The sequence below is a fragment of the Agarivorans sp. JK6 genome (assembly GCF_045277145.1).
Classification (GTDB): Bacteria; Pseudomonadota; Gammaproteobacteria; order Enterobacterales; family Celerinatantimonadaceae; genus Agarivorans; species Agarivorans albus.
Window position 1 is genome coordinate 3284539 of record NZ_CP113525.1, and the last position, 16946, is coordinate 3301484.

Here is a 16946-nt window from a genome sequence, read left to right on the forward strand (position 1 = left end):
ATAAAGGACACCTTTAATGAACACATTGACGGCCGGAGCTGCTGCTCCGCAATTTGATTTGCCAAACCAAGATGAAAAGCGCATTAAACTTAGCGACTACGCAGGTAAAAAAGTATTGGTGTATTTTTACCCTAAAGCCCTAACTCCAGGTTGTACTACCCAAGCTTGTGGCTTGCGTGACAGCATTGAACAGCTCAAAGATGCGAACACTGTAGTATTTGGGGTAAGCCCAGATCCAGTAAAACGCCTACCTAAATTTATAGAAAAACATCAGCTTAACTTTGATTTACTGTCTGACGAAGATCATGCAGTTGCCGACCAATTCGGAGTTTGGGGTTTAAAGAAGTTTATGGGTAAAGAATACGAAGGTATTCACCGCATTAGCTTTTTAATCGACGAGCAAGGCCAAATTGAGCATGTGTTTAATAAGTTTAAAACTAAAGAGCACCATCAAGTAGTGCTCGATTACTTAAACCAATAACTATTCAGCAGAGGTTGAGGGCTCGCTGTCCTCAACCTTTTCTATATGGTGCGGCCAGGCATTCATTACCGCTTTCACCAAAGTGGCTAGTGGGATTGCAAAGAATACTCCCCAGAATCCCCACAAGCCGCCAAACACCAACACCGCGACAATAATTGCCAAGGGGTGAAGGTTAACCGCTTCTGAGAACAAAATGGGCACCAATACGTTGCCATCAATCACCTGTATTATGCCGTAAGCCAGAATAAGGTAACCAAATTGAGGGCTTAACCCCCACTGGAATAAGCCAACCATAGCAACCGGTAGGGTTACTGCAAAGGCACCAATAAAGGGAATAAGTACCGACAAACCAACTAACACGCCAAGTAACGCCGAGTAACGCAGATCCATAATTGCGAACACAATGTAACTGGCTCCGCCAACAAGCAGTATTTCAATTGCTTTGCCGCGAATATAATTAATTACTTGGCCATTCATTTCTGACCATACTTGAGTTAACAAGCGGCGATCGTTAGGCAAAAAGCGCGACACGCTATTCAGTAACACTTGTTTGTCACTTAGCATGAAAAACACCATCAACGGCACCAACACGCTATACACCAGCACCGTGGCTAAGTTGATAATTGACGAAAGTGAAGACTGCAACAATTGCTCTCCCACACCCATTAAGCGGGTTCTAACATTGTCTACCACGCTTTCTACTAAGGCACCGTCGATAAACTCTGGGTATTGCTGTGGCAGAGACTCAAGCCATTGCTGAGTGCTGTTGAGCATCACCGGGTATTCACTGAGTAAGTTCATCCCCTGCCCCCACACGGTTGGCAAAATGCGTAATACCGTAAATGTGGCAATCAGGAAAAATATGAGTAGCACTAAGGCGCTAGCAAAGCCCCGGCGAAATCCGTGATTGGCTAAAAAGCTCACTGGCCAATCCAACAAGTAAGCAAGTACTAAAGCAATAAGTAATGGTGCGAGTAAATTGCCAAAGAAATACAGCAGCACAAAACCAATAACCAACACAAGAGCCATAGCCACCGCTTCCGGATCAGAAAACATGCGGCGGTACCAATTTGATAAGACTTTAAACATAGTTACAGCTTTAATCCTTTAGCGGGTGGACAGTTATGGTGACGCAAAAACCACGGGCGCCTTGCTCTATACTTACGCCATGCCCTAATCGGCGAAAGTACTTGGGGATATCACTACGTGATCCGCTGTCCCCTAACAGCAACTGAATTTGATCACCTACTTTAGCTTGTTTTAGCCAAAGCTTACTTTCCAATAATGGGTAAGGACAGTTGTGTTTTTGTAAATCGAGGCAAAGCATTTGTAATAATTACCATAAAATAACCATGACATTATTACAGGCTATTGATCAGGACTCAATTTATAGCTTTTGAATAACAAACAAAATCGGGGTATTCTCGCGATACAAATGGAAAGTTATCGGATTTCAATGACGCGTTTCGCACATTTTGTTTTAGCAGGCCTGCTGTTTGGCTACGCCCCTCTTATGTCTGCCAATAATCAATTACCTGAAATAGGTACCGCCGGTGCGTCGGCTTTATCCATCGACAAAGAAATTATATACGGTAATGCCTATATGCGAATTATTCGCGCTAGTAGCCGTATGACCAATGACCCAGTGTTATCTGAATATGTCACCGAACTAGGCAACCACCTAGTTGCCAAAGCTGATTTAGTGCGTACTCCCTTTAACTTCTTTTTAGTGACCGATAATGAAATTAACGCTGCGGCGTTTCTCGGTGGCTACGTTAAAATTCATACGGGCTTATTTTTATACGCCGATACTGAAAGTGAATTCGCTTCTGTAATTGCTCACGAAATTGCTCACGTTACTCAACGTCATATTGCCCGAAGTATTGAAAACCAAGCCGCAGCGCAAAACCTATCTATGGCCGGTATGCTAGGTTCTTTATTGCTAGGCATCGCCAACCCAGTTGCAGGTATAGCAGCGTTACAGGCTACCATGGCGGCAGGTGTGCAAAACTCAATAAACTACACCCGTGCCAACGAATTTGAAGCAGACCGAATTGGCCTTCGTACCTTGGCCAAGGCCGGTTATGACCCAATAGGAATGGGTAACTTTTTTGGTAAGCTGTCCGAGAAATACCGCTACGCGAGCAAACCACCTCAAATGCTAATCACTCACCCATTGCCAGAAACGCGGGTTAGTGAAGCGCGCGCTCGGGCAAATCAATACCCTAATCGTTACGTTGCGCCTTCCCTTTCGTTCCAGTTTGCCAAATCACGGATTATTGTGCGTCATGGCACCTTTTCTCCTTCCGAAGCTTTAGAGCACTACAACCGAGTAATAAAGCGCAAAGAATACCGGATTGAAGATGCAGCCCTCTATGGCAAAGCCTTAGCACTGTTTGGCATGGGTAAATACAAAGAGTCGAAAACAATCGTTGATGGTCTTGCCACACGCCATCCCGACAACCTTTTTGTAATCGATACCCAAACCGACATCGATTTGGCAATGAAGAACTACCAACCTGCGATTAAGCGTTTGCAAGTAGCGCAGACTCGCTACCCCAATAACCAAGTAATTGTGCTCAACTTGGCACACGCATTTAGCGAAAATGGCCAATTTGAAGAAGGTGCCAAACTGCTTGATCGTTACCTGCGCGAGCGCCCCAACGACGCTCTGGCTTGGGGAGAGCTTAGCCGCAGCCAACGACGCCTCAAAAATATGGCGGCTAGCCATACTGCGCGAGCCGAGTACCTTTCATTGCATTCGGATTATCGCCGCGCCATTGACGAACTACATAGCGCCTACAACCTAACAGAAAACAATCTTGAGCAAGCTCGCATCCAAGCTAGAATTGAACAATTTAAGGCTGCTGAGCAAGAGCTCGAGTCGCTCAACTAGATGTATACAAGGAATAAGCATGTCTACTATTAAGATCCTTCATAACCCGCGCTGCTCTAAAAGTCGCCAAACCTTGCAGCTTCTTCAAGAAAAAGGCATCGAGCCAGAGATCGTGCTTTATCTAGAAACTCCGCCAAGCGAAGCGGATATCAGCAAGATGCTCGACATGATGCAACTTGAGCCTCGCCAGTTAATGCGCACTAAAGAGGCGCTCTACAAAGAATTGAATTTAGCCGATGCATCGCTCACTCCTGCTCAACTGGTAGCCGCTATGCATGCAAACCCTAAACTGATTGAACGCCCAATTGTGATTAATCAAGATAAAGCACGTATTGGCCGACCACCAGAGCAGGTGTTAGAGATTGTCTAAGCTAAGCACATCTCAACTATTGCTAATTGCCAAGAGTAGTTACTTGGCGCTTCTTGCTTGGGTGCTGTTATGGCATTTATGGCTATCACCACCGGTTGATATTAGCCTAGGTTTAATGTTGACCTTTTGGGTTGTGCCATTGCTGTTCCCGCTAAAAGGCATTTTGGCTGGTAAACCTTATACCTATGCTTGGAGTTGTTTTGTGCTGCTGTTATACGTGCTTCACAGCACCACGCTGTTAGTAGTATCCGACACCGAACGCTGGTTAGCTGCAGTAGAATTAGTGTTAGTACTCAGTGCGTTTTGGTTTGGATTACAGTACGCGAAGTTTCGCGGTAAAGAGCTGGGGATAGGCTTAAAAAAGCTAAAAGATAAATCTAAAGACTAAAGCTCTAAGATCTCTTTTACAAAGGGAACCGTTAGCTTACGTTGAGCAGTAATTGAGGCTTGGTCGAGCAGATCAAGCTTGTTCAACAAAGTAGGCATATCACGAGATAATCGTTTTAATAAAAATCTGGCAACTTCTAACGGCATTTTCAAACCACGTAGTTCCGCGCGTAATTGCAAAGCACTTAGCTTTTGCTCATCATCTAGCTCATGCAACTTATAGGTAACGCCCCAATTTAAGCGAGACTGTAAGTCAGCCAAGGCAAAAGATAACTGAGGGGCTGGCGCATTAGCGGTAACAATTAAACGGGTGGTAGACGCTAGCTCTTTTCGACGATTATAAAAATCAAAAATCGCCTCTTCCCAGGCCGAAATTCCCACTATCGCATCAATATTGTCTAAACACACTAAGGCCATGCTCTCGAGACCCTCGAGCATTTTAGGAGACATTGCTGCGTGCATCTCTAGGGGTAAGTAAGCACTTGCCGCGCCCACATCTGCCATTTCGGTGCAGCTGGCATGCAACAAATGGGTTCTACCCGATCCCTCACTGCCCCATAAATAAAGCATCCTCTCGCCTTTATCTAAAGCAAGATTGCGCAGTGCACTTAGTAACTGTTGATTGTCGCCCGGGTAAAAACTTACCAAGGTTTCATCGTCAGGTAGCAGTACAGGAAGTGATAATTGCGGGGAAAAACTCAAAGTGATAAATCAAAGCTGATACAAGTCTAGGGGCATTGTACCAGCTCGTTATTAAGATGAAAAATTTTTGCTACTGGTAATAGTAGTACTTTGTTCGCGTTTCATCCGCTTGCAGGCGCGGAGCGATATCAAGTGAAGATTTAAGGTCTTCCCAAGGGCTAAGCAGTTGCACCTCAAAAGTAAAGGTATCTTGTTTTACATTGTGTAAGGTCACTCTTGCCACACTAGGTTGCTGGTTTAGAAAGCGCTCCAACTCAACATATTTGTTCATGCTGGTTATGTTAGCAAAACTAACTAACATCGCTTCGTCAGCATTCTCGCCTAATATCACGCCATAACGCTCGGCCAAACTGGCACTTACCGCACTCATAGCGGCTGCGCTAACGTCTGCTAGTGGCGCTTGTACTTGGCCGCTATCAAGTTGAACTTGGCTTGCACTGTCTAACAATCGCCATTGGATCTGCCAATTTTGACCTTGTGGATATTGGCGAAAGCTCAAGATAAGTGGCACAGAGTAACGTTCGCTAGCCGCATACAATGGGCCATCAAAACCACCCCATACATCATTTACACTTACCGCCATGCTATCTTCTAAATCCATAACAGGGAGGCGAACAGGCAAACCTAGTAGCTGCGCCTGTTCGCGGCCAGCCTCTAACCAATCTTGTTGAGCACTATCAGCTAACAATTCTCGATTAAAATTCTGCTCGTTGGCATACCACAATACGATGTCCGGGCGTTGCTTCCCCCATAAACGCAATTGAGCTTGCATCAACAGTTGATTTACTTTTGCTTCGTTAAATAGCACCGAAATTGCATCGTCCCGATAAGCAAACTGTTGAATATACGGGTTAATATTGGCTCTTGCTTTAGCAACTAACGGGTTTGCATTGCTAGCTTGCTCCCCAGTTAAGCGCAGTACCAATAACTCAAAAGCTTGTTGCTGATCTTGTTGGGTATCGCCAGTGGCTTGTGCTTCAACTCGGTAAAGTTCCTCTTGCAGCGAGGCTTGAACCGGCAACATCACAACTGCCAAACTAAGTACCAACAACCACTTTCTAATCACTGCGCTCTCCTAGAGATTCAATTAACTATTTTTGCGTACTATTTAGTACCAAAAATCTTATCGCCGGCATCACCCAAACCAGGAAGGATGTAGCCTTGCTCATTTAGCTTTTCATCAATTGACGCAGTATACAAGACCAAATCGGGGTGTGCAGCCTCCAAAGCTTTTAAACCTTCGGGAGCAGCAACTAATACTAATACTACAATGTCTTTACAGCCTTGCTCTTTAAGTAGGTCGATGGTGGCAATCATTGAGCCACCAGTAGCTAGCATAGGGTCTACCACAAGAGCCAAACGCTCATCAATTTGGCTAACTAGTTTGTGAAAGTATGGAACTGGCTCTAGAGTCTCTTCATCACGATAAATCCCCACCACGCTGGTTTTTGCTGAAGGCATATGCTCTAGCACACCGTCCATCATGCCAAGGCCCGCGCGCAAAATAGGCACAACCGTAGCCTTTTTACCTTTAATTTGTTCAACCTTTACTGGGCCATTCCAACCGACAATAGTCACTTCTTCAATTTCTAAGTTGGCTGTCGCTTCGTAGGTAAGTAATGCAGATACTTCACGTGCTAATTCGCGAAAACGCTTTGTGCTAATGTCTGCTTCGCGCATTAGGCCAATTTTATGACGAACTAAAGGATGCTTTACTTCAACAACTTTCATCTCTATTCCTTTGATTTACCGAATTGTGAGCCGCTAGTTTAAATCAGGCTCAATGGAGATATGTTAGCAAATATCAACAAAATGTCTTAGTTATCGTTTATTACTGTTACCGGACAGCTAACACTGCTAAAATATCGCGAAATTTTTTTCCATGTTCGTTGCAAGGTAATCCCGTGACCAAACAAAACACCCCTCTGAGTTATAAAGATGCTGGCGTTGATATCGAAGCTGGTAATGCATTAGTAGAACGTATCAAAAGTGTTAGTAAACGTACCCAGCGCCCAGAAGTAATGGGTGGACTAGGAGGCTTTGGTGCATTGTGTCAATTGCCAACTGGTTACAAAGAGCCTGTATTAGTTGCTGGCACCGATGGTGTAGGTACTAAATTACGCTTAGCGTTAGATTTGGAAAAACACGACACCGTTGGTATCGACTTGGTAGCAATGTGTGTAAACGACCTTATTGTACAAGGTGCTGAACCGCTATTTTTCTTAGACTACTACGCAACTGGTAAGCTTGAAGTTGATACTGCAGCAGACGTAGTTAAAGGGATTGGTCAAGGTTGTGAGCAATCTGGCTGTGCCTTAATTGGTGGTGAAACTGCAGAAATGCCTGGTATGTACCATGGCGACGACTACGACATCGCAGGTTTCTGTGTGGGTGTTGTTGAAAAGTCAGAAATTATCGACGGCACTAAAGTAGCAAGCGGTGACGCGTTAATCGCTTTAGCGTCAAGTGGCCCTCACTCAAACGGTTATTCACTAATTCGCAAGATCTTAGAGGTATCTAATGCCGATCCTAAACAAGTTTTAGGTGATAGCACGCTAGGTGAAACCCTATTAACCCCAACAAAAATCTACGTTAAGTCTGTATTAGCCTTGCTTAAGCAATGTGAAGTACATGCTTTATCGCATATCACTGGTGGTGGTTTCTGGGAGAACATTCCTCGCGTATTACCAGCTGGTGCAAAAGCTGTGGTTGATGAAAATAGCTGGCAATGGCCTGAAGTATTCAACTGGTTGCAAGAGAACGGCAACGTGGCTCGTGAAGAAATGTACCGCACCTTTAACTGTGGTGTAGGCATGGTTATCGCTTTACCAGAAGCTGAAGTAGACGCTGCTCTAGCCTTACTAGCAGAACACGGCGAAACAGCTTGGAAAATTGGCCACATTGAAGATGTAGCTGAAGGCGAAGGCCAAGTAGAATTTAAATAGGGTAAATAATGGCACGCAACATTGTTGTATTGATTTCAGGTTCAGGGACTAACCTGCAAGCCATTATTGATGCCTGTAAAGAGGGGCGTATCAACGCCTCTATTTCTGCTGTAGTAAGCAACAAGGCCGACGCTTATGGCCTTGAGCGCGCTAAGCAGGCAGCCATTAACACGGTAGTTGTAAACCCTAAAGAGTATAGCGATCGCGAAAGCTATGACATGGCCTTGGCCGAGGTGATCGAGCAGCATAAAGCTGACTTAATCGTGATGGCTGGCTTCATGCGTATTCTTAGCCAAGCATTTGTGGAACGTTTTAGCGGCAAGATGCTAAACATTCACCCCTCTTTGCTACCCAAGTACCAAGGTTTAAATACCCATCAGCGCGCCATTGATGCCCAAGACCAAGAACACGGTTGCAGCATTCACTTCGTCACACCCGAGTTAGACGGAGGCCCGGTAATTTTGCAGGCCAAAGTTCCCGTATTTAGCGATGATGATGCCGAAACACTAGCAGCAAGGGTACAAGTGCAAGAACATGCCATATACCCATTGGTCGTTAATTGGTTTGTTGAAGGACGCTTGAGCATGGAAAATGACAGCGCCCTACTCGACAGCAATATACTCCCTACTAGCGGTTACGCTAACTCATAAAAAAAAGCGCCTAAAGGCGCTTTTTTTCTATTTGTTTTCGCATAAAGCTTAGTTAGCTTAAAAGCTTTATTGCACTTCACCGTCTTTAAACAATACATAAGAGCCGCTAGCAATTTTTTGCCATTGTTCGTTATTGGTTAAAGGCTGAGTTGCAATCATTGTCACTACATCATTTGGCGTAGTTTCTTTATAAAAGTCGATAGTAACATCGGCATCGGCCAGCTGAGCCTCTCCAAAAGGAGCACGGCGAGTAATCCAATGTAAATTTGTTGAACAATAAGCCATCACAAACTCGCCATTGCTCAGCAGCATATTAAATACGCCTTTTGCACGTAGCTGATCGGCTAGGCTCGCCACAAATTTAAACATAGCTTTCATGTTAGCGGGTTTACGTGGGTACTTAATACGCAACTGTTCGAGGATCCAACAAAAAGCACGCTCGCTATCGGTTGCACCAATTGGCCTAAAGAAGCCTGTATCAAGCTGCTTATATCCTTTTAATTGCCCATTGTGAGCATAGGTCCAGTTTTGTCCCCATAACTCACGGGTAAAAGGATGGGTATTCTCCAAAGAAACACACCCGCGGTTAGCTTGGCGAATATGTCCTACTACTGCCTGGCTTTTAATCGGAAAAGCCTGAACCAACTCTGCAATTTTAGATTTACAACTTGGCGCAGGATCTTTAAAACTGCGACAACCCTTACCTTCATAAAAAGTAATACCCCAGCCGTCTACATGCGGTCCAGTAACGCCGCCGCGCTGAACCAAGCCGGTAAAGGAAAAGCAAATATCAGTAGGAACATTGGCACTCATTCCTAGTAACTCACACATACAACTACTCGCTACTTACATTACGGAAATAATAGGCTTACTCGGCCATGTATTTCTCGATTAACTGAATCAAAATATGAATCACTTTAATGTGGATTTCTTGAATGCGGTCAGCAAAACCAAAGTGCGGAACTCTAATCTCTACATCCGCTTGACCCGCCATTTTGCCACCATCTTTGCCAGACAAAATAATCACTTTCATGCCTTTGGCTTTAGCCGCTTCTATCGCCTTGATGATATTACCTGAGTTACCACTAGTACTAATGCCAAAGAGAACATCACCAGCTTGACCTAAACCTTCAATATAACGAGAAAATACATACTCGTAGCCATAATCATTGCTCACGCAAGATAAGTGGCTAGGATCAGAGATAGCAATAGCAGGGTAAGCAGGGCGGTTTTCACGATAGCGGCCGGTTAACTCTTCGGCAAAATGCATGGCATCACAATGAGAACCACCATTACCACAAGATAATACTTTGCCTTGTTGCTTAAAGCTGTCAGCTAACAAGCGAGCCGCTTGTTCGATCGCGTCAATGTTTTTCTCATCGGCAATAAAAGCATTTAGAACAGTTACTGCTTCTTGTAACTCTTCAACTATCAAATTTTTCATCTAGGTTCCCTTATCTGGGCAAGGCTTATTAGCTGCACACTATAACTTTTTTTTTAGTAAGGATCAGCGTTCTATTCAGCGCATATCTCAATTTGTTAACTAAAAAATACAACTAAACTTATGTTGATATTTTGTAAAAGACTTGAAGTTTGTTAACTACTGCGTTACAAATACCCAAAGAGGTCAGACCTCTTACAAGTCCAAGGAGAGATTGATGCAAAGTTACTTACCCCTTTTTGCTGCCATTGGTGGCCTATTATTAATGGGCGGGCTCGCTTATTTTAGAGCGTCGTTACTGGCATTTAGCCTAGTGCTAACCGCCTCACTGGCTGCTTACAGTTTTGTCTCGCCCTTTAGCGAGCTGTTCTGGCTAGCCTATTTGTTAATTGTTGGTGGGTTGAATTTTAAGCCTTTGCGTCAACAACTGATCTCTAAACCGCTGTTCAAAACCTTCAAAAAAATCATGCCCGAAATGTCGCGTACCGAAAAAGAAGCCATCGAGGCAGGTACCACATGGTGGGAAGGCGAGCTATTTCGCGGAGCGCCTGACTGGAAAAAGCTTCATAGCTACCCGGCGCCACGCCTAAGTGCAGAAGAACAAGCCTTTTTAGATGGTCCGGTTGAGCAAGTATGTGCGATGACTAGAGACTGGGAAATAACCCATGAACTAGCAGACTTACCCGAAGAAATTTGGGACTTTTTGAAAGAGCATAAATTCTTCGCCATGATCATCAAAAAGAAATACGGTGGTCTAGAGTTCTCTGCCTACGCGCAATCTTGTGTGCTACAAAAACTCGCCAGTATTTCAGCAGTACTATCTAGCACAGTAGGTGTGCCTAACTCGCTTGGCCCAGGCGAATTATTGCAACACTACGGAACAAAAGAACAACAAGACCACTACCTACCCCGCTTAGCAGAGGGTAAAGAAATTCCTTGTTTTGCCTTAACCAGCCCAGAAGCTGGCTCAGATGCCGGGTCGATTCCTGATGCAGGTGTAGTTTGCATGGGTGAATGGCAAGGTGAGCAAGTGCTGGGTATGCGAATTACTTGGAATAAACGCTATATCACCTTAGCGCCGGTGGCGACTATTTTAGGCCTAGCATTCAAATTATCAGATCCCGACAAACTACTTGGCGAGCAGGAAGAGCTTGGTATTACCTGCGCACTTATTCCAACCGACATTGAAGGGGTTGAAGTAGGTCGTCGTCACTTCCCACTTAACGTTCCTTTCATGAACGGCCCTACCCGCGCTAACGACCTGTTTGTGCCTATCGACTTTATCATTGGAGGTAAAGAAATGGCGGGCCAAGGTTGGCGCATGCTAGTGGAGTGTTTGTCGGTTGGTCGCGGAATTACCCTGCCTTCTAGTGCAACTGGCGGCATTAAAAATGCGGCTTTAGCTACCGGTGCTTACGCCCGCATCCGTCGCCAATTCAAATTACCCATTGGTAAAATGGAAGGTGTAGAAGAGCCATTAGCCCGCTTAGCCGGTAATGCCTACATGATGGGAGCGGCGTCTGATTTAACCGTAACCGCCATCGACCTAGGCGAAAAACCCTCAGTTATTTCTGCCATAGTAAAATACCACCTAACTCACCGTGGCCAGCGCGCCAGCATTGATGCAATGGATGTAGTGGGCGGTAAAGGCATTTGTTTAGGTCCGAAAAACTTTTTAGCTCGCTCTTATCAGGGGGCACCTATTGCCATTACCGTTGAGGGTGCAAACATTCTAACTCGAAGCATGATTATTTACGGGCAAGGCGCCATTCGTTGTCACCCATACGTGCTTGCAGAAATGGAAGCTACTCAACACCCCGATTTTAACCAAGGCTTACAACAGTTTGATAAAGCGCTATTTAGCCACCTAGGTTTTGCCACCAGCAACTTTGTTCGCAGTTTTTGGTTTGGCCTAACTAGCAACAGTTTAATTAGCACTCCCTACTCCGACCAAACGGCTACCTACTACAAACAACTAACTCGTTTTAGTAGCAATTTAGCGCTGTTGTCTGATGTAGCTATGGGAACGCTAGGCGGTAACTTAAAACGTAAAGAACGAGTATCAGCTCGCCTAGGCGACATGTTAAGCCAGCTTTACTTGTGCTCGGCCACTTTAAAACGTTTTGACGATGACGGCCGCAAACAAGAAGATTTGCCCTTGTTGCACTGGAGCATGCAAGACTCTCTGTTTCAATTACAGAATGCCTTAGATGAGTTACTGCTTAACTTCCCGAATAAATGGGTAGGTAAAGCAATGCGCTTAGTGATGTTCCCGCTAGGTAAGCCCTTCCATGCCCCCAGTGATGTGTTAGACCATAAACTTGCACGTATTCTACAAGAGCCAAGTGAAACCCGAAGTCGCGTAGGACAGGGCCGCTTTGATAGTCGAGTAGAAGGCAATGTTTATGGTGAGTTAGAGCAAACTTTAGAGGATGTACTGGCTTGCGAAGCGCTATACGACAAAGTATGTAAAGCACTAGGCGAGAAACGCCCCTTCACTCAGCTAGATAAACTTGCCGACGAAGGTATAAAACTTGGTGTAGTTAACGCCGAAGAAGCCGCCTTAATGCGCCGAACAGAACAAGGCAGGTTGGCTGCAATTAACGTAGATGACTTTGACCATGAGCAATTAGAGAATCGCCCTAACCTAACCAAAACAGACGCAGCTGATTTAGACTCCGTCGCTTAATACAAAAATTCATCAATCAAAAATAAGCGAGCAACAATAGCTCGCTTTTTTTATCAGTATCAGAAGCAAGGCATTGAATTTGAGTCTAAAATACACTTAACTAAAAGAAAAACATAAGCAATGGATAGCGAATGAGCGACGACATCTTTTTACTAGATGACACAGCCACCGAAACTCAAGAGCAACAGGATCAATGGAAACTATTGGTTGTTGACGATGAGCCGGAAGTTCACCACATCACTAGCATGACGTTGTCGCAGTTTGTTTTTGACAACAAATCGATATTATTTCTACATGCCAACTCAGCCCAAGAAGCCAAACTTATATTGGCCGAACACAACGACATCGCCTTAATCCTATTAGATGTTGTCATGGAAACCGACGATGCAGGCTTATGTTTAGTTCGTCATATTCGCCAAGATCTGGATAACCAAAGCGTTCGAATCGTATTACGCACCGGCCAACCTGGGCAAGCTCCCGAAGATGAAGTTGTAGAAAACTACGACATTAACGACTACAAAGACAAAACCGAGCTCACCTCTCAAAAACTACGTACCCTTATTAGAGCTAGCTTGCGCTCCTACCGAGATATTTGTTCGCTTGAGAAACATAAACTGGGTCTAGAAAAAGTCGTGAAGGCCTCGCGCGGCATATTTGAAAAAAATGCCTTGTTTACTTTTGTGGAAGGTGCCTTAGAACAACTGGCCGTAATACTAAATATAGAAGACAGCTGTATCTATCAAGTAGAACAATATGCTTATAAAGTTAACTCTACTCAATTGCAGTTATTAGCTTATCAAGGGCAACAACGCCCTAGTAAAGCGCATCAACATTTATCAGAATTCCCCAGTAATCAACAGCAAATATTCAGCCAAGCAATAAATCAAAAAACCAATGTTTTCCAAGACAATGCCTTAGCGATTTACTGTGAAAACAGCGCTTACAATTTATTGTTTTATATCACTAGGAATACGCCGTTTAACCAAGCAGATCAGCATTTTATTAACTTGCTTAGTGAAAACATCGTGGTTGCGTTAGAAAACATTCGGCTTAACGAAGTGATTAGCACCAACCAAAAAGAAGTACTGTATCGCCTCGGGGAAATAGTTGAAACTCGCTCTAAAGAATCGGGCATGCACGTTCGCCGAGTTGCCCTTTTTACTGCTTTACTCGCCGAGTTACTTGACTTACCAGCCATGAAAGTTGAACAGTTAAAGCTGGCATCACCCTTACATGATGTAGGCAAAGTGGCCATTCCCGATGCAATACTACACAAACCGGGCAAGCTTACCCCCGAGGAATGGGAAGTAATGCAAACCCATGCGGCCATTGGCGAAAACATGCTTAAAGACTCAAATATTGAAGTGATGCAACTTGCTTCAGAAATCGCTGGCTCGCACCATGAGAAATGGGATGGCAGTGGTTACCCAAGAGGCTTAAAAGGTGAAGAGATCCCAATTAGCGGCCGTTTAACCGCCATTGCTGACGTGTTTGATGCCCTAGGCAGCATACGCTGTTATAAAAATGCCTGGAATGACCAAGAGATTATTGAGTATTTAGAACAACAACGCGGTAAACAGTTTGATCCACAGCTTGTGGATGCGCTGCTCAACAACTTTGCTCGATTTGTAAAAATTAGAGATAAGTATCAAGACTAAGCCTACCAATTAAGGCTTTGAGTCAACCTTAAAGCCTAATCCCTCAAATTTTAGGCACAAAAAAACCTCGCTTAACGAGGCTCTTGTTTAGTAGTGGCGGAGTGGACGGGACTCGAACCCGCGACCCCCGGCGTGACAGGCCGGTATTCTAACCAACTGAACTACCACTCCGCATATACTAACGTCACGATTGTATTACTACTTTAATGCTGGCGGAGTGGACGGGACTCGAACCCGCGACCCCCGGCGTGACAGGCCGGTATTCTAACCAACTGAACTACCACTCCTACGCATTAAATTGTTTCGTCGTTGGCGGAGTGGACGGGACTCGAACCCGCGACCCCCGGCGTGACAGGCCGGTATTCTAACCAACTGAACTACCACTCCGCTACATCGAAACATTACACACAGACTAAACAGACTTGGCGGAGTGGACGGGACTCGAACCCGCGACCCCCGGCGTGACAGGCCGGTATTCTAACCAACTGAACTACCACTCCGCAGAACCATCTCGTCTGGTGCGGCGCAGATAATACGGTTATGCCTATTACGAGTCAACAAAGAATTGTCTTATTTCTTTAAAAATTCGTTCAAGCGCTGATGTTTTAGCCAAAGCGTCGAGCTTTTAGCCAAACCAGCTTATAAATCACTCCGATGGCATCTTTAAGCTACTGGCTTCATCCATTTTGGGTTCTGCGCTTGGCTCTGCTGCGGGAGCTTCTCTAGCGCCTTTTAACGCCGCCTCAAAGGCCTTGCGTTTTCGCCACCATATAAAACCAAAAGCAGCGCCTGCTAACAGCAAAAAGCCAAAGACATAAAATAAAATAACTAGCCACAGCGACATTTCTGGCTCTGGAACAACCACCTCTTCTATTACCACTGGCTCTGGCGGCGGTGGCGGCGGAGGAAGGATCACAAAGTCTTCCTCAGGCAAGTCGATAACTATCTCGCGATTTTGAATAGTGGTCGCCAATAAGGTGCCCATAACACGGTAACGCCCTTGCTCGGTGGGTGTGGGAAGGTCTACGGTAAATTCATCACTTTCAGCATAAGTTTGGAAATCTTGCTCCCAACCTACATTGTTATAAACCTTACCGCTAATCACTACCGACTCTGGCCTAATTTCGTCGGTATCTATCACCAAGGCCATCCGCGCTTGACGCTCTTCGTCTTTTGGCGACATAACCTTTATTTCTACAGGATTAGGATATATCAGCACCGGAGAGATTTGAGCACGAGTAAAAATCTGGTTTAAGGTGCTAACGATCATTTCGTACTTGCCGGGGCGAGCTTCTAACTTGATAAAAGTAGTGAACACGCCATCGTCGGCATACTCATCATAATCTTTACCATCGTCAAAAAACTTACCTAACTCGTCGCGACGCACTTCTACAGTTTGGTCTTCGAGCAGTTGCTGACGCATCAAGGCAACGTTCATTAGTGCTTCTTGAAGCATAACTTCTAAGTCAATCCGCTCGCCTTTACTGCTTAGGCGCGCCGTTACACGCAAACGCTCTCCTTGATAGAGTTGGTGAGGGATTGGATCAACTGTTAAGTCGATATCACTGAGAATACGAATGCGGTTACGGCCTTTGTTTTCAGCCACCGCCTGCCAAGGGCCTCGCATCGGTTTTTCAATGGTCACAATGTCGAGTTCGTCGGTTTCTAGCCAACTGACATTTTTCGGCACATCCCAAGCATAAATTTTGCTGCCATCGGGGCGCACCAAAATAGCGGCAGGAGAACCGGGAGAGCGATATAAAAGAAAAGTTGCCTTATCAATAGTTTGATCGAGGCGAAAACGATTATCGATTAAAGGAATATCTCGATTTTCGAAAATGGTTGATGCTTGTACAGGAATCACAACACACAACAACAGCCACAAAAGTTTATTTATCATCAAGTTTAGTTGCGCCAGCGACACTGGCCTCCCTTTTTCTCGACAAGGTCTAAGCGCTCCTGGTGCTCGCTGAGCTCTTGTTCTGTTGCAAATACTACTTTTAGAGGGGCACGATTAGAATCAATCAAACGAACGCCAACTCCATCCCCACTGCCCTTTTGCTTTAAATTTAACTTATTTTGGCCACCGGTCATTTTTAAGAAAACGTCGGCCAGCAATTCGGCATCCAGTAATGCGCCGTGGTAAGTCCGTGATGTGCGATCTACACCATAGTAATCACTTAAGGAGTCTAAGTTTTTACGTGAAGGTAAAGGCTTATTGCCCGCCATTTGTACTTCACGTTTATTGTATTCACCACGCCGCGCCACCAATAATGAATCGGTGATAGTACAGATATCGGCACATTTGGGCATCGCTTGAGCCAAGGTTCGCGACATCATCTCAAACTCGTGATCTAGGAAGCTAATATCGAAGTTTGCGTTATGTGCCACCAACTCGCCGCCCCGAATAAACTCAACAAAATCATGGGCAATATCTCTAAATAAAGGCTTATCTGCGACAAAGTCATCGGTAATACCGTGAACTTGAATCGCCTCTTCATCAATCAACTGCTCAGGGTTGATATACACATGAAAGGTATTACCGGTTAGCTTTCGGTCGATAACTTCGACACAACCAATTTCAATAACGCGGTGTCCTTGATAGATAGGTCCGCCACTATCATTCATACCGGTGGTTTCAGTATCAAATACAATTAAGCGATGGCTCTTGGATTGGTTCACAACAACTCCTATGCGACACTAAGCAGATAATCCTGCAAGTTTAAC

General features: G+C 44.9%; 17 protein-coding genes and 4 tRNA genes. 8 read left to right on the forward strand and 13 right to left on the reverse strand.

Annotated elements, in window-relative coordinates; translation table 11 throughout:
* The first annotated feature begins 16 nt into the window (after positions 1-16).
* Complete coding sequence (bcp, locus tag OV592_RS15245; RefSeq protein WP_406609163.1) at positions 17-481, forward strand: thioredoxin-dependent thiol peroxidase; 465 nt, start codon at positions 17-19, stop codon at positions 479-481.
* Here the strand turns inward: bcp and OV592_RS15250 are convergent, their stop codons facing one another.
* A complete protein-coding gene (locus OV592_RS15250) occupies positions 482-1570 on the reverse strand; it encodes an AI-2E family transporter (protein WP_152779707.1) in 1089 nt (362 codons plus the stop codon).
* A 10-nt stretch (positions 1571-1580) separates the two neighbouring features.
* Positions 1581-1808, reverse strand: coding sequence for a sulfurtransferase TusA family protein (locus OV592_RS15255; protein ID WP_016403650.1), 228 nt, complete (start codon positions 1806-1808; stop codon positions 1581-1583).
* 129 nt (positions 1809-1937) lie between these two features.
* Between OV592_RS15255 and OV592_RS15260 the strand changes: the two genes are divergently transcribed.
* From OV592_RS15260 to OV592_RS15270, 3 genes are read left to right on the forward strand one after another with little or no spacing between them, the layout of a single operon-like run.
* Positions 1938-3377: a M48 family metalloprotease gene (locus tag OV592_RS15260; RefSeq protein ID WP_406609164.1), complete on the forward strand. Its 1440-nt coding sequence runs from the start codon at positions 1938-1940 to the stop codon at positions 3375-3377.
* Positions 3378-3396: 19 nt separating this feature from the next.
* Positions 3397-3747, forward strand: coding sequence for an arsenate reductase (glutaredoxin) (arsC, locus tag OV592_RS15265; protein ID WP_016403652.1), 351 nt, complete (start codon positions 3397-3399; stop codon positions 3745-3747).
* A complete protein-coding gene (locus OV592_RS15270; protein WP_406609165.1) occupies positions 3740-4135 on the forward strand; it encodes a DUF2069 domain-containing protein in 396 nt (131 codons plus the stop codon). Before arsC ends, OV592_RS15270 begins: the two co-directional genes overlap by 8 nt.
* On the opposite strand, the gene hda is transcribed toward OV592_RS15270, so the two are convergent.
* The 3 genes from hda to upp form a co-directional block, all read right to left on the reverse strand.
* Positions 4132-4836: a DnaA inactivator Hda gene (gene hda, locus OV592_RS15275; RefSeq protein WP_016403654.1), complete on the reverse strand. Its 705-nt coding sequence runs from the start codon at positions 4834-4836 to the stop codon at positions 4132-4134. The two genes, OV592_RS15270 and hda, sit on opposite strands and share 4 nt — an antisense overlap.
* 70 nt (positions 4837-4906) lie before the next feature.
* Complete coding sequence (locus OV592_RS15280) at positions 4907-5902, reverse strand: DUF2066 domain-containing protein (protein ID WP_406609166.1); 996 nt, start codon at positions 5900-5902, stop codon at positions 4907-4909.
* Between the two features lie 38 nt (positions 5903-5940).
* Positions 5941-6567 carry a uracil phosphoribosyltransferase gene (gene upp, locus OV592_RS15285; protein WP_406609167.1) on the reverse strand — a complete coding sequence of 209 codons (627 nt, stop codon included), beginning with the start codon at positions 6565-6567 and terminating at the stop codon, positions 5941-5943.
* Positions 6568-6740: 173 nt separating this feature from the next.
* On the opposite strand from upp, the gene purM reads away from it, so the two are divergent.
* Entirely contained in the window at positions 6741-7781 is a 1041-nt protein-coding gene (purM, locus tag OV592_RS15290) for a phosphoribosylformylglycinamidine cyclo-ligase (protein WP_016403657.1), read from the forward strand.
* 5 nt (positions 7782-7786) lie between these two features.
* Entirely contained in the window at positions 7787-8431 is a 645-nt protein-coding gene (gene purN, locus OV592_RS15295) for a phosphoribosylglycinamide formyltransferase (protein WP_406611436.1), read from the forward strand.
* Between the two features lie 66 nt (positions 8432-8497).
* On the opposite strand, the gene OV592_RS15300 is transcribed toward purN, so the two are convergent.
* Both OV592_RS15300 and lpcA read right to left on the reverse strand, forming a co-directional pair.
* Entirely contained in the window at positions 8498-9262 is a 765-nt protein-coding gene (locus tag OV592_RS15300; RefSeq protein WP_016403659.1) for a class II glutamine amidotransferase, read from the reverse strand.
* A 37-nt stretch (positions 9263-9299) separates the two neighbouring features.
* Positions 9300-9875, reverse strand: a complete 576-nt coding sequence (gene lpcA / locus OV592_RS15305) for a D-sedoheptulose 7-phosphate isomerase (RefSeq protein ID WP_152779719.1) — start codon at positions 9873-9875, stop codon at positions 9300-9302.
* A 214-nt stretch (positions 9876-10089) separates the two neighbouring features.
* On the opposite strand from lpcA, the gene fadE reads away from it, so the two are divergent.
* Positions 10090-12561 (forward strand): acyl-CoA dehydrogenase FadE, encoded by a 2472-nt coding sequence (fadE, locus tag OV592_RS15310; protein ID WP_406609168.1) that lies wholly within the window; start codon positions 10090-10092, stop codon positions 12559-12561.
* A 131-nt stretch (positions 12562-12692) separates the two neighbouring features.
* Entirely contained in the window at positions 12693-14219 is a 1527-nt protein-coding gene (locus OV592_RS15315) for an HD domain-containing phosphohydrolase (protein WP_406609169.1), read from the forward strand.
* 94 nt (positions 14220-14313) lie between these two features.
* Here OV592_RS15315 and OV592_RS15320 read toward each other — a convergent pair.
* From OV592_RS15320 to dnaQ, 6 genes are all read right to left on the reverse strand, one after another.
* Positions 14314-14390: transfer RNA gene (locus tag OV592_RS15320), tRNA-Asp, on the reverse strand.
* A 39-nt stretch (positions 14391-14429) separates the two neighbouring features.
* Positions 14430-14506, reverse strand: a tRNA-Asp gene (locus tag OV592_RS15325).
* A gap of 23 nt (positions 14507-14529) precedes the next feature.
* A tRNA-Asp gene (locus OV592_RS15330) sits at positions 14530-14606 on the reverse strand.
* A 36-nt stretch (positions 14607-14642) separates the two neighbouring features.
* Positions 14643-14719 (reverse strand) — tRNA-Asp (locus OV592_RS15335).
* Positions 14720-14865: 146 nt separating this feature from the next.
* Positions 14866-16119, reverse strand: coding sequence for a TIGR03503 family protein (locus OV592_RS15340; protein WP_406609170.1), 1254 nt, complete (start codon positions 16117-16119; stop codon positions 14866-14868).
* Positions 16120-16124: 5 nt separating this feature from the next.
* Positions 16125-16901, reverse strand: a complete 777-nt coding sequence (dnaQ, locus tag OV592_RS15345; protein ID WP_406609171.1) for a DNA polymerase III subunit epsilon — start codon at positions 16899-16901, stop codon at positions 16125-16127.
* Positions 16902-16946: the final 45 nt, after the last annotated feature.